Raw genomic sequence first — 12,388 nt, 5'->3', positions numbered from 1 at the left:
ACTGACCGGACCGACATCGATGCAGGGGGACGCATGACGCACGCACGAGCACGACGTTGTCTGACAGTGGGAGTGGCGGCACTGGGTGCCGTGTCGTTGATCGCGGGGCTCAGCTCCGGGGCCTCCGCCGCGACGAAGAAGGTGCGCAAGCCGGTGGTGAAGTCGCTCGCCAATCCCGGCGTCGTGCAAGGAACCGACGGCCGCTGGGTCATCCACGGCACCGGCAGCTGGGCCAGCCACTCGGTGACGGTGTCGAAGGGCACCAGCGCTGCGGGCCCGTACGCGGGCGTCCAGAAACGCAGGCTCCTCAAGGAGTCCACGGTGCCGACGTGGATGGGCGCGACCAAGGAGGGCGAGCGCAACCGGAGCATCTGGGCGCCGTCGGTGGCCCGGTCCGGCGGGACGTACGTCGCGTACTTCGCGGTGACCGTCAAGGGAGCCGGCAGCGCGCGGTGCATCGGCACCGGGGTCAGCACCAATGCGCGAGGCCCCTTCACGGCCAGCCCCAAGGCGCTGGCGTGCTGGAAGGGCTCGGGCGCCAAGCCGTATGACCAGATCGCGTCCGAGGGCAAGGGCTTCTCCCTGATCGACCCCACGCCCACCTGGTTGAGCAGCACCCAGCTGGTGCTGACCTACAAGACGCAGATCAAGAGGAACGGCAAGTGGCACACCACGACGCGGCTGCTGCAGCTCGACCCTGCGGATCCCACGCGCGTCGCCGCCCAGCACGGCAAGAGCATCAAGATCAGCGATGCGCGGAGCAAGTACATCGAGGAGAACCCGGTGCTGGTCAAGCGCGGCAGCAGGTACACGCTGTTCACGTCGTTCGGCTGGTACGGCACGTGCAACTACCGCACCCGCTACCACCAGAGCAAGAACCTCTGGAGCTCCAGGTCCTGGCTGAAGGCCAAGCACACCAACCTGAAGTTCCCCAAGAACACCAACACGTGCGGGAACGGGAACGCCCAGGTCGTCAACACCGGCAGCGACAAGTGGCTCATCTTCTTCAACGGCCACGCCAACCGCAAGAAGACGCCCGGCGGCCCCTCGAACGTCTACGTGGGAACCGTCAAGTGGAAGTCCGCGAAGCCCTACGTGAGCAAGGTGCGCTCCTAGCGCGCCTAGACGACCCAGGCCGGGCCGGCATCGGTGCGCGTCAGCCGGTGACCGGCCGCCAGGTGCTCCACGTCCGCGGTCTCGATGACCGTGAACCCGGGGCTCGCGAGGTCCAGCAGGATCGCGGCCGCTCCTTCATCCAGGGTTGCCCGGGCGGCATCGCGCCCCAGGATCGGGACGGGGCGCGCCTTCGGGTCCCACGCGGCCATCGTCTGGACGCTGCTGAACGCGAGCAGGGCCTGCCGGCCATCGGCGCCGGTCATCAGGACGGCGGCCATGTCGGCGTTCTTGTCGCCCGCGGCCGGGGTCTCCCCCAGCAGCGCGACGATCGGGACGAACACGCGCACGTCCGGCAGGGCCTGCAGCACCGCGACGTCGTCACCGAGGGCGGCCGCGAGCTCGGGCGCGACGGTGCCGTCGTCGCCGGGGAACTGCGGGCTGGCCAGTGAGCGGTCGTGTCCGTGCACCATCAGCCGAGCCGTCCCCGCAGGTAGGCGACCGCCTCACGGGCGTAGCGCCCGTCGCTGCCCTGGATCGCGAACAGCATGACCCGCTCGTCGTCCTTGGTCACGAGGGTCGGCCACGGCGCACCGGTGTTCATCGCGAAGCCCTCGATGTCGGACCACTGCACGCGGTGCCGGCGATAACCGTTGAGCACCTCGAGGCCCTCGTCGGTCGCCCGGACGTAGCTGCGACCGACGCCGTGCAGCAGCGCGAGCACCGCCAGGATGAAGATCCAGAGCGTGACCGTCTCCGCGGTCGTGAAGTAGATCTCGTCGGGCAGCGCGTACGCGATGACCGCGGTGATCACCAGCATGATCACCGCGACGGCGTACGCGACGACGCGCGCGCCGCCGGGACGGAAGGTTCTCATATCCGGCACGCGAGGATGTCCGTGACCAGGATGCCGCGGGCACCCAGCCCGTAGAGCGCGTCCATGATCTTCTGGGAGGCGTCGCGCGGCACCATCGAGCGCACCGCGACCCAGCCCTCGCGGTGCAGCGGGGACACGGTCGGCGACTCGATGCCGGGCGTCAGCTCGACGGCCCGCTCGACCTGCTCGGCACGGATGTCGTAGTCCATCATCACGTACGTCCGCGCGACGAGGACGCTGTCGATGCGGCGCTTGAACACGGCGAAGCCGTCGGGCTCGGGGGCGCCGTGGCGGGTGATGAGGACCGCCTCGGAGGCCAGGATCGGCTCACCGAACACCTCGAGGTCGGCCTGGCGCAGGGTGCTGCCGGTCTCCACGACGTCGGCGATCGCGTCGGCGACGCCGAGGCGCACCGAGGACTCGACCGCACCGTCGAGGCGCACGACGTCGGCCGAGATGCCCCGCTCGGCGAGGTAGGCGCCGACGATGCCCTCGTACGACGTCGCGATGCGGCTGCCCTCGAGGTCCTCGATCGACGTCATCGTGCCGATCGGCGCGGCGAAGCGGAATGTCGAGGCGCCGAAGCCGAGGGTGATGTTCTCGGTGGCGTCCGCCTGCGAGTCGAGCAGGAGGTCACGGCCCGTGATGCCCGCGTCGAGCGTGCCCTCCCCCACGTAGATCGCGATGTCGCGAGGACGCAGGTAGAAGAACTCGACGTCGTTGTCGGGATCGATCGTGACGAGGTCCTTGGCATTGCGGCGCTGCCGGTAGCCGGCCTCGAGGAGCATCTGGGCGGCGGACTCGGCCAGCGCGCCCTTGTTGGGAACGGCGATCTTCAGCATGGGGTCTCTTCTCGGGAGGTCAGTGACGAAGGCGGAGGCACGGACGGGCTCGAACCCGCTCGGGGGCGTGCCGGTCCGTCACAGATGCGCGTAGACGTCGTCGAGCGAGATGCCGGAGGCGATCATCATCACCTGCGCGTGGTAGAGCAGCTGGCTGATCTCCTCGGCGGTCCGCTCGCGGCCCTCGTGCTCGGCGGCCATCCACGACTCGGCGGCCTCCTCCACGAGCTTCTTGCCGATCGAGTGCACACCGGCATCGAGCTCGGCGACGGTGCGCGAGCCCTCGGGGCGCGTCGCGGCCTTGTCGGCGAGCTCGGCGAAGAGTTGGTCGAAGGTCTTCATCGCAGGCAGTCTATCGGGGCGTCTCAGGAGACCGTGCGCAGGACGTTCCACGCGGACAGGGCAGCCTCGACGGCCTCACGACCCTTGTCCTCCTTGCTGCCCTCCAGACCCGCTCGGTCCAGGGCCTGGGCCTCGTCGTCGCAGGTCAGCAGCCCGAAGCCGACCGGGACCCCGCTGTCGAGCGCGACCCGGCTGAGACCGTCGGTCGCGGCCGCCGAGACGTACTCGAAGTGCGGCGTGCCACCACGGATGATGACGCCCAGCGCGATCACCGCGTCGAAGCCCTGTCGGGCGTACGCCTGGCACAGGATCGGCAGCTCGAACGAGCCCGGGGCCCGCACCAGGGTCACGTCGCTGACGTGCGCCTCGGCGAGGGCCGCCTGCGCACCCGCGATCAGGCCGTCCATGACCTGGGTGTGCCAGCTCGACGCCACGATCGCGACGCGTGCGCCGGTGCCGTCGACCGCGAGCGCGGGCGCCCCGTGTCCTGCCATCAGATGTTCTCCAGTCCGGGAAGGTCGTGGCCCATGCGCTCGGCCTTGGTCTGCAGGTAGCGGAGGCTGTCCTCCGTCGGGGCGATCACGAGCGGCAGCCGCTCGCTGACCTTGACGCCGTACGCCTCGAGGGCCGTCGTCTTGTCGGGGTTGTTGGTCAGCAGGCGGACCGACGTGACACCGAGGTCACGCAGGATCTGCGCCCCCGCGGCGTAGTCGCGCTCGTCCTCGCCGAAGCCGAGCTCGAGATTGGCATCGACCGTGTCGCTGCCCGCGTCCTGCAGGGCGTACGCCTGCAGCTTGTGCAGCAGGCCGATGCCGCGCCCCTCGTGCCCCCGCAGGTAGACCACTACGCCGGCGCCCGCGGCGGTGATCTCGGTCATCGAGAGCTCGAGCTGGGGGCCGCAGTCGCAGCGCCGCGAGCCGAACACGTCGCCCGTGAGGCACTCGGAGTGGATGCGCACGAGCACGTCCTCGGTGCCCGGGTCGCCGAACACCAGCGCGACGTGCTCGGAGCCCTCGATGCGGTCGCGGTAGCCGTGGGCCGTGAACTCGCCGAACTCGGTGGGCAGGCGCGTCGTCGCGAGCCGGTCGACCTGCGACTCGTGCAGACGCCGGTAGACCTGCAGGTCCTCGATCGACACCAGCGCGATGCCGTGCTCGTCGGCGAACTCGCGCAGCTCGGGCGCGCGCATGAGCGTGCCGTCGTCGTTGAGCACCTCGCCGATGACGCCGGCCGGGGTGAGTCCCGCGAGGCGGGCGAAGTCAACGGCGGCCTCGGTGTGGCCCGCGCGCTCGAGCACGCCTCCCGGCTTCGCGCGCAGCGGGATGATGTGGCCGGGCTGATTGAGCTCGAACGGCTCGGTCGCGGAGTCCGCGAGGACTCGGCACGTGCGCGCGCGGTCCGCGGCGGAGATGCCGGTGGTGATGCCGTCGCGGGCGTCGATCGAGACCGTGTACGCGGTGCGCATCTTCTCGCGGTTGTGCGGCGTCATGAGCGGGATCGCGAGCCGGTCCAGGATCTCCCCGGTGATCGGCGCGCAGACCAGTCCGCTGGAGTAGCGCACCAGGAACGCCATGAGCTCGGGCGTGGCCTTGCTCGCGGCGAAGATGATGTCGCCCTCGTTCTCGCGGTTCTCGTCGTCGACGACGACGATGGCCTTGCCCTGGCGGAAGTCCTCGACCGCGCGCTCGATGCTGTCGAGCCTCACCGATTCGTGCTCAGTCATGCGTCGTCCTCTTTCGGGTCGATCCGTTGTGCTGCGAGCAGACGCTCGACGTGCTTGGCGAGGATGTCCACCTCGAGGTTGACCCGGTCCCCCGGGCCCTTGGTGCCGAGCGTCGTGTCGGCGAGCGTGGTCGGGATCAGCGAGACTGAGAACCACGCTCCCTCCCCCGTGGACGCATCGGCGTCCGCGACCTCGACGACGGTCAGCGACGTCCCGTCGACCGTGATGGAGCCCTTGTCGACCAGGTACTTCGCGAGGCCGGACGGCAGGCCGATGCGGACGACCTCCCAGTGCTCGCTGGGCGTGCGGTCGATGATGCGGCCCGTGCCGTCGACGTGCCCCTGCACGATGTGCCCGCCGAGACGGGCCCCGGCACGCATCGCCCGCTCGAGGTTGACCTCGTCGCCGACGCCGAGGTCACCGAGCGAGGTCTTGTCGAGCGACTCCTTCATGACGTCCGCGCCGAACGTGTCGCCGTCCTGGGCCATGACGGTCAGGCAGCAGCCGTTGACCGCGATCGAGTCGCCGTGACCTGCGTCGGACGTGACGACGGGGCCACGGATCGTGAGGCGCACGGAGTCCCCGAGCTCCTCCACCGCGGTGATGGTGCCCTTCTCCTCCACGAGGCCGGTGAACATCAGTCGAAGTCCTCTCGCTGCATGCGTCCTGGGGTGCCGATGATGCGGATGTCGGGGCCGATCATGGTCAGGTCCTCGATGTGGATGGGGCGAAGGTCCGCGAGGGTCGTGGCCTCCCCCTCGAGCGCCGCGCGGCCCGATCCGAGCATCGCGGGCGCCATGTAGCCGATGATGCGGTCGATGACCCCGGCGTTCCAGAACGCTCCGGCCAGACGCGGTCCGCCCTCGAGCCAGATGTGCCGGATGTCGTTGTCGACGAGCTTGGCCAGCACGACCTCGGGATCGCGGGACTGGATCATGAGCGTCGGGGCGACCCGGTCGAACACCCGGAAGTAGTTGGGGATCTTGGTCTCGCCGACCACGACGCGCAGCGGCTGCTGGTCGTACGGCAGCGGCATGTCCTTGGCGTCACGGACCGTCAGGCGGGGATCGTCGGCCAGGACGGCACCCGTGCCCGCGACGATCGCGTCGGCACCGGCGCGGAACGTCTGCACGTCGCGGCGCGCCTCCTCGCTGGTGATCCACTTGCTGGTGCCGTCGGGGGCCGCGCTCAGGCCGTCGAGCGTCGCGGCGTACTTCCAGGTCACGAACGGGCGCCCCGACGTCACCGCGAAGGTCCACTCGACGTTGAGGTCGGTCGCCTCCTCGGCCATCACGCCCGGCTCGACCTCGATGCCGGCGGCGCGCAGGGTCGAGGCCCCGCCCGACGCGGTGCGGTCCGGGTCGATCTGCGCGAAGACGACACGCGCGACCCCGGCCTCGATCAGCGCCTGGGCGCACGGGCCGGTGCGGCCGGTGTGGTTGCACGGCTCAAGAGTCACGACCGCGGTCGCGCCGCGGGCGGCGTCACCTGCCTGCGTCAGCGCGTCGACCTCGGCGTGCGGCGTGCCCGCACCGTGGTGGGCGCCGACCGCGATCTCGGTGCCGTCCGGTGCCAGGAGCACACATCCCACGCGCGGGTTGGGCAGCGTACGGGCCGTCGAACGAGCCGCGTCCAGCGCGCGTCGCATCGCGGCGACCTCGACCTCTGATGCCATGTGCGTCCTCCGGGTGGTGGTCCTGGCTCACGCATCCCGGGGTGGGGCGACCGAATCGCCTGCAGGCCTCGGCGCACCGCACCGCGACCCACGCGCTCCTTCCATCCGGACTTTCACCGTCGGTGCCGGAATTCCACCGGCTCAACCGGGCCCCCTGTCGAAGCGGGACCGCGGGTCGCGGACTGTCACCGCCGGTTCGGACTCTCACCGACCCCGGAGCACGCGAGCTACTGCTCGTGAGGACATCCTATCGGGTGGGCCGCATCAGTGGACGTGACGTCCGCCGACGTCCCTCAGCTGCCTGACCATGTCCTCGGGATCGTCCGCGCCGAAGACCGCGGAACCGGCCACGAACACGTCCGCGCCGGCTTCGGCGCAGCGCTCGATCGTCTCCAGCGAGACCCCTCCGTCGACCTGCAGCCAGATGTCGCCGCCGTGCTTGTCGATCATCTGCCGGGCCCGGCGGATCTTGGGCAGGCACAGGTCGAGGAACTTCTGCCCTCCGAAACCGGGCTCGACCGTCATGATCAGCACCATGTCGAGCTCGGGCAGCATGTCCTCGTACGGCTCGATGGGCGTCGCAGGCTTGAGCGCCATCGAAGCGCGGGCGCCCTTGGCCCGGATCTCGCGGGCGAGCCTGACCGGGGCCGCGGCCGCCTCGACGTGGAACGTGATGCTGCCCGCGCCCGCCTCGACGTACGCGGGTGCCCACCGGTCCGGGTCGGCGATCATCAGGTGCGCGTCGATCGGCTGCGCCGCGACCTTGGCGAGGGCCTCGATGACGGGCGCGCCGAGCGTCAGGTTGGGGACGAAGTGGTTGTCCATGACGTCCATGTGCAGCCAGTCGGCGCCGCTGATGCGCGCCGCCTCGGCCTCGAGGTTGGCGAAGTCGGCCGAGAGCATGCTCGGCGTGATCTGGATGCCCATGCCGTCAGCGTAGTGGGGGCGTGCGGCGCGCCTCAGGACGCGTCGGGGGCCCGCAGGATGCCAGCGATGATGATGTCGAGCATCGGACGCGTCGCCGCCTCGTCCAGGCCGGCCTGGTCGGCGGCGCCCACGACCCCGCTCACGAGTCGGGTGACCTCCCGGGACTCGACCCCGTCACGCAGGGCGCCACGTGCCGCGATGTGCTGGAGGACCTGGTCGTTCGCACCCACGAGCACCTGGCACTTGCGGTGGATCGGCGAGGCCACGTCGTCCATCGCGGACACCACCTTGGCGGCGGCTCCCCGGTAGATCCCGACGTTGGCCACGACGCGGTCGAACCACTCGACGAGCGCCTCCCGCGGCTCGAGCCCGGACGCGATCACGGCGTCGGCGTCGGCTGCGACCCGCTCGGCCCAGTCGCGCATGACCGCGGCGATGAGGTCGTCCCGCGTCGGGAAGTGCCGGTAGAGCGTGCCCGGCCCCACTCCGGCGCGCCGGGCGATGTCGTCGAGCGACGCCTGGGCGCCGTTCTCGCGGAACGCGGCCTGAGCGGCCTCGACGAGCTTGTCGTGGTTGCGCTGGGCGTCGGCGCGCATCGCCCGTGACGGGCGATCCTCGGCCTGAGCGTCCACGGCGTCGATCTCAGCTCCTCCGCACGATCGCGCAGAACATCGCATCGGTGCCGTCGATGTGCGGCCACCACTGCTGCGTGGACTCCACGACGACATCGGAGCGTCCACGGGTCACGGCCTCGACGACGCCCGTCGTCTCGCGCAGGTGTGGCGAGCACGTCGCGTAGGCCACCACGCCGCCGGGACGGACCAGCTCGAGCGAGCGCCTGAGCAGGGCCTCCTGCAGCGGCACGAGATCGTCCAGGTCCTCGGGCTTGCGGCGCCAGCGCGACTCAGGACGGCGGCGCAGCGCGCCGAGGCCCGTGCACGGGGCGTCGACCAGCACCCGGTCGAACGAGCCGGGCTCCCAAGGCCCTTCGCGGCCGTCGAAGACCGTCACCTCGACGTTGTCGAGCCGGCGCACGCCGTGACGCACCAGCTCCGCGCGGTGCTCCTGCATCTCGTTGGCCACGAGAGAGGCGCCGCGACCCGCCGCGAGGGCGCCGAGCAGAGCGGCCTTGCCGCCGGGGCCCGCGCAGACGTCGAGCCACCGCTCGTCCGATCCCTCGACGACGGCATCGGCCAGGGCGATCGCGACCAGCTGGGATCCCTCGTCCTGCACGCCCGCACGGCCGTCGCGCACCTCGGCGATCGCGCCGGGGTCGCCGCCCTCGTCCAGGATGCGCGCGTACGGCGAGAGCCTGCCCGGGGTGCCGGGGAGCTGGTCAGGAGAGCTGAGGCCCGGCCGCGCGACGAGCGTGACGCGGGGCGGCACGTTGTCGGCCGCGAGCAGCTTGTCGATCTGCGCGGCGTGCCCCCCGAGCGCCTCCCGCAGGGCCTTGACGATCCACAGCGGGTGGGAGGCGCTGATCGCGCGTGCCTCGTCGGCGCCGAGGCCGGCGGTCACGAGGCCGATCCAGCCGTCGAGATCCTTCTGGCCGATCTTGCGCAGCAGTGCGTTGGTGAACGCGACCGGCTTGTGGCCGATCTCGCGGCGCACGACGTCGACAGTCTCCGAGACCGCGGCGTGCGCGGGCACCCGCATGTTGAGCAGCTGGTGCGCGCCGAGCCGCAGGGCGTCGAGCACCGGCGGGTCGATCGAGCGGACGCCCTTGCTCGCGACCCGGTCGATGATCGCGTCGTACGTGCCCTGGCGGCGCAGCGTCCCGTGCACGAGCTCGGTCGCGAAGGCCGCGTCGCGCCCCTCGATGTGGTGCTCGTCGAGCATCGCGGGCAGGACCAGGTTGACGTAGGCGTCCTGCTCGGAGACTGCGCGCAGCGCGTGGAAGGCGACGGACCGGACGGGATCGCTCATGAGAACCTCGGCTCGGTGTCGAAGCTCGTGCCACGCGCCCAGTCGGCGGCCGGCATCCGCTTCTTGCCGACGGCCTGGACCTCGCCGAGCACGACGTCGGTCGTCGTCGTGCCGACGCGGACCTCGCGCTTGCCGACGCCGATCCGGCCGGGCTCGAGCGTCCGGTCCTCGGCGATGCGGGCCGGACCGATCTTGACCCGGTCGTGACCGAGGACGGTCCAGGCGCCCGGCGCGGGCGTGCAGCCACGGATGTGGCGGTCGATCGCGAAGGCCGGCCGGTTCCAGTCGATGCGGCCCTCCTCCGTCGTGAGCTTGGGCGCGTAGGACACGTTGTCCTCGGGCTGCGGCACCGCGGCGATGTCGCCGTCCTCGATGTGGTCGACCACGTCGACCAGGAGCTTGCTGCCCCAGTCGGCGAGGCGGGCCAGGAGCTCGGCCGAGGTGTCGTCGTCGCGGATGGTCTCGGTGATCGTGCCCAGCACGGGGCCGGCGTCGAGCTCCTCGACCAGGCTGAAGACCGTCGCGCCGGTGACCTCGTCACCGGCCATGATCGCGCGCTGGACGGGCGCGGCGCCACGCCACGCGGGGAGCACGGAGAAGTGCAGGTTGATCCAGCCGAAGCGCGGGATGTCGAGCGCCTCGCGGCGGATCAGGGCGCCGTACGCGACGATCGGCACGCAGTCCGGCGCGATCTCCCTCAGGCGGTCCATGAAGTCCGGGTCCGACGGCTTCGCAGGCTTCAGCACCTCGATGCCGTGACGCTCGGCGGCCTGCGCGACCGGCGACGGGGTCAGCGTGCGACCACGACCCGCGGGCGCGTCGGGACGGGTGATCACCGCGACGACGTCGTGGCGGCTCGCGACGAGCGCCTCGAGGGACGGGATCGCCGTCTCGGGTGTTCCGGCAAAGACGACTCTCACGCCCTTGAGTCTAGGGCGTCGGCCGTGGTCGTCCCGGGCCGGTCAGAACGTCGGCGGATCGACCTGGATACGGGGCAGTGGCAGCTTGGCGGCGCTGCGCTCGGCGGCGTACGCCTTGAGGGCCGTGGCCAGCGCGGCGCCCTCACGACGCGGCGAGCGCAGGATGAGCCGCTCGCCCGCGTCGGGTGAGCGGACGTCGACCGGCACCGGACCCAGGACCTCGGTGTGCGGCGTCCAGGTGCGCGCCGCGAGCTCGGTCAGGACGTCGTCGGCCGCGTCGACCGCGACGAGGCGGGCGGTCGGCGGCAGGTGCGTCTCGGCCCGTGCGGCGAGCTCACGCGCCGCGAACCCCGTCGGATCGGCCCGCACGAGCGCTTGCAGCTGTGCGGGATCGCCGACGGCGACCGCCCGGGCACCCGGGCCGGCCAGGGCCAGCGCATTGAACCAGCGGCGGTGCGACTCCTCCTCGACCCGCACGTCGTCGCGCGCGAGCATCAGCCAGGTGTCCATCAGCACGACGAGGTCGTAGCCGCCGGCGACGTGCGGCTCGGCCCCCGGCGTGGAGAGCACGATGACCCGGCCGGCCGGCACCTCGTCGAGCACCGTGGCGCCGCCCGACGTGACGACCTCGACGCCGGGGAACGCCCGGGCGTACTCCTCGGCCGTGCGCAGCGCACCCACCACGGGCGAGCGCAGCCGGGTGCCGTGGCAGTGCGGGCACTGCCAGCGCGGGTGCTCGTGGGCACACCAGCGGCACACGATGCTCGCGCGCGCGGACGGCTGCACGAGCGGGCCTTGGCACGCCTCGCACCGCGCGGGCTCGCGACACTGCTGGCAGGCCAGCGACTCGCGGTAGCCGCGTCGCGGCACCTGGATGAGGACCGGGCCGGACGTCCGCCGGATCGCCGTGAACACCTCGTGCGGCAGCCGCACCGGCGCGGAGCCTGCGGTCACGCCGTCGGTCACGAGCAGCTGCGGCCAGGCCGAGCGGCGGGTCGCGCGATCCGCGACGATCTCGGTGCACCAGCCGCTCTCGACCAGCGACTGACCCTCGGCCGTGCGCGCGTGGCCGCCGACCAGCAGTCCGGCGCCGGTGGACGAGGCCCGCAGCAGCATGACCTCGCGGGTGTGCGGATAGGGCGCCCGGGGCTCGGCGTAGAGGTCGTCCCCGTCGTCCCACAGCGCCAGCAGGCCGAGATCGGCGACCGGCGCGAAGGCGGCGGCGCGGGTGCCGAGCACCACGCGGACATCGCCGTGGGCGGCCGCGAGGAAGGACCGGTAGCGGGCAGCCGGCTTCTGGGCGGCGGTCAGGACGACGTGCTGTCCTTCGCCGAGCACCGCGGCGAAGACCGCGTCCCAGCGCGCGACGTCACGGGCGTCAGGGACGCACACGATCGCACCGCGGCCCGAGGCCAAGGTCGCCGCGACGGCCTGGGCCACGCTCGTGGCCGGATCGTTGCCGGGCACTGCGGACCACCAGGCACGAGGGCTGGCGCCTTCACGCAACGAGGCGATGAGCTCGCGCCCGCCGACGTAGTCGGTCCAGGCCTCGTCGGTGGTCGACGTGGGAGCGGGCACCGGGGTGGGGCGGACCGCGGCCTCGGCGCGGGCGTGCCGCGGCGGGATCGCGAGCCGCAGGACGTCACCGAGCGTGCCGGCGTAGCGGTCGGCCACGAGTCGCGCGAGTGCCGCGACCGCGGGCGTCAGGACGACCTCGGGCGAGACGACCTTGGCCACGAAGGCCAGCCGTCCCTCGTGCGCCGTCGCCTCGACCCGCTCCAGGACGTAGCCGTCGACGAGCCGGCCGGCGAAGCGCACCTTGACCCGGCACCCCGCGACGGTCCGCTCGTCGAGCTCCGCGGGCACTGCGTAGTCGAAGGGCCGGTCCAGGTGCACGAGTCCTGAGTCGACGATCACCCGCGCGATCGGCAGCCGGGTCGCCCGCTCCATGACCGGCGCGGCGGGCGTGGCCCGACGGCGAGCCGCCGGGGACGGGACGAGCGCGAGCTGGTCCTCGTCACCCTGCTGATCACTCACGGTGCT

The 12,388-nt window shown here is 71.8% G+C and carries 14 protein-coding genes and 1 riboswitch; of the genes, 1 reads left to right on the top strand and 13 read right to left on the bottom strand.

Annotated elements, in window-relative coordinates; genetic code table 11:
• Window positions 1-66 precede the first annotated feature (66 nt).
• Window positions 67-1,116, top strand: a complete 1,050-nt coding sequence (locus GEV27_RS08510; RefSeq protein ID WP_194839814.1) for a family 43 glycosylhydrolase — start codon at window positions 67-69, stop codon at window positions 1,114-1,116.
• Window positions 1,117-1,121: 5 nt separating this feature from the next.
• On the opposite strand, the gene GEV27_RS08505 is transcribed toward GEV27_RS08510, so the two are convergent.
• The 13 genes from GEV27_RS08505 to GEV27_RS08445 all read right to left on the bottom strand — a co-directional run bounded on the left by GEV27_RS08505 (window position 1,122) and on the right by GEV27_RS08445 (window position 12,382).
• Window positions 1,122-1,586, bottom strand: a complete 465-nt coding sequence (locus tag GEV27_RS08505) for an SseB family protein (RefSeq protein ID WP_153910821.1) — start codon at window positions 1,584-1,586, stop codon at window positions 1,122-1,124.
• A complete protein-coding gene (locus GEV27_RS08500) occupies window positions 1,586-1,990 on the bottom strand; it encodes a PH domain-containing protein (RefSeq protein ID WP_153652937.1) in 405 nt (134 codons plus the stop codon). Before GEV27_RS08500 ends, GEV27_RS08505 begins: the two co-directional genes overlap by 1 nt.
• Window positions 1,987-2,832 carry an ATP phosphoribosyltransferase gene (hisG, locus tag GEV27_RS08495; protein ID WP_153652938.1) on the bottom strand — a complete coding sequence of 282 codons (846 nt, stop codon included), beginning with the start codon at window positions 2,830-2,832 and terminating at the stop codon, window positions 1,987-1,989. Before hisG ends, GEV27_RS08500 begins: the two co-directional genes overlap by 4 nt.
• 78 nt (window positions 2,833-2,910) lie before the next feature.
• Window positions 2,911-3,174: a phosphoribosyl-ATP diphosphatase gene (locus tag GEV27_RS08490; RefSeq protein WP_153652939.1), complete on the bottom strand. Its 264-nt coding sequence runs from the start codon at window positions 3,172-3,174 to the stop codon at window positions 2,911-2,913.
• Between the two features lie 23 nt (window positions 3,175-3,197).
• Window positions 3,198-3,668 (bottom strand): 6,7-dimethyl-8-ribityllumazine synthase, encoded by a 471-nt coding sequence (ribH, locus tag GEV27_RS08485; protein WP_153910819.1) that lies wholly within the window; start codon window positions 3,666-3,668, stop codon window positions 3,198-3,200.
• On the bottom strand, window positions 3,668-4,897 hold the full coding sequence (locus GEV27_RS08480; protein WP_153652941.1) for a bifunctional 3,4-dihydroxy-2-butanone-4-phosphate synthase/GTP cyclohydrolase II: 1,230 nt from the start codon (window positions 4,895-4,897) through the stop codon (window positions 3,668-3,670). Before GEV27_RS08480 ends, ribH begins: the two co-directional genes overlap by 1 nt.
• Window positions 4,894-5,535, bottom strand: coding sequence for a riboflavin synthase (locus GEV27_RS08475; RefSeq protein WP_153652942.1), 642 nt, complete (start codon window positions 5,533-5,535; stop codon window positions 4,894-4,896). Before GEV27_RS08475 ends, GEV27_RS08480 begins: the two co-directional genes overlap by 4 nt.
• Entirely contained in the window at window positions 5,535-6,572 is a 1,038-nt protein-coding gene (ribD, locus tag GEV27_RS08470; protein ID WP_153933893.1) for a bifunctional diaminohydroxyphosphoribosylaminopyrimidine deaminase/5-amino-6-(5-phosphoribosylamino)uracil reductase RibD, read from the bottom strand. The genes GEV27_RS08475 and ribD overlap by 1 nt, the downstream gene beginning before the upstream one ends.
• 89 nt (window positions 6,573-6,661) lie before the next feature.
• A riboswitch (FMN riboswitch) is annotated at window positions 6,662-6,797 on the bottom strand.
• Between the two features lie 39 nt (window positions 6,798-6,836).
• Window positions 6,837-7,499 carry a ribulose-phosphate 3-epimerase gene (rpe, locus tag GEV27_RS08465; RefSeq protein ID WP_153652944.1) on the bottom strand — a complete coding sequence of 221 codons (663 nt, stop codon included), beginning with the start codon at window positions 7,497-7,499 and terminating at the stop codon, window positions 6,837-6,839.
• 32 nt (window positions 7,500-7,531) lie between these two features.
• On the bottom strand, window positions 7,532-8,131 hold the full coding sequence (locus GEV27_RS08460; protein WP_243838694.1) for a TetR/AcrR family transcriptional regulator: 600 nt from the start codon (window positions 8,129-8,131) through the stop codon (window positions 7,532-7,534).
• A gap of 10 nt (window positions 8,132-8,141) precedes the next feature.
• A complete protein-coding gene (locus GEV27_RS08455) occupies window positions 8,142-9,425 on the bottom strand; it encodes an RsmB/NOP family class I SAM-dependent RNA methyltransferase (protein ID WP_153933892.1) in 1,284 nt (427 codons plus the stop codon).
• Window positions 9,422-10,345 (bottom strand): methionyl-tRNA formyltransferase, encoded by a 924-nt coding sequence (gene fmt, locus GEV27_RS08450; RefSeq protein ID WP_309222117.1) that lies wholly within the window; start codon window positions 10,343-10,345, stop codon window positions 9,422-9,424. The genes GEV27_RS08455 and fmt overlap by 4 nt, the downstream gene beginning before the upstream one ends.
• Window positions 10,346-10,387: 42 nt before the next feature.
• On the bottom strand, window positions 10,388-12,382 hold the full coding sequence (locus tag GEV27_RS08445; RefSeq protein ID WP_309222116.1) for a primosomal protein N': 1,995 nt from the start codon (window positions 12,380-12,382) through the stop codon (window positions 10,388-10,390).
• Window positions 12,383-12,388: the final 6 nt, after the last annotated feature.

This window comes from Aeromicrobium sp. S22, from assembly GCF_009661045.1.
In the GTDB taxonomy this organism is placed as follows: domain Bacteria; phylum Actinomycetota; class Actinomycetes; order Propionibacteriales; family Nocardioidaceae; genus Aeromicrobium; species Aeromicrobium yanjiei.
This window is presented reverse-complemented; position numbering and strand designations above follow the sequence as displayed.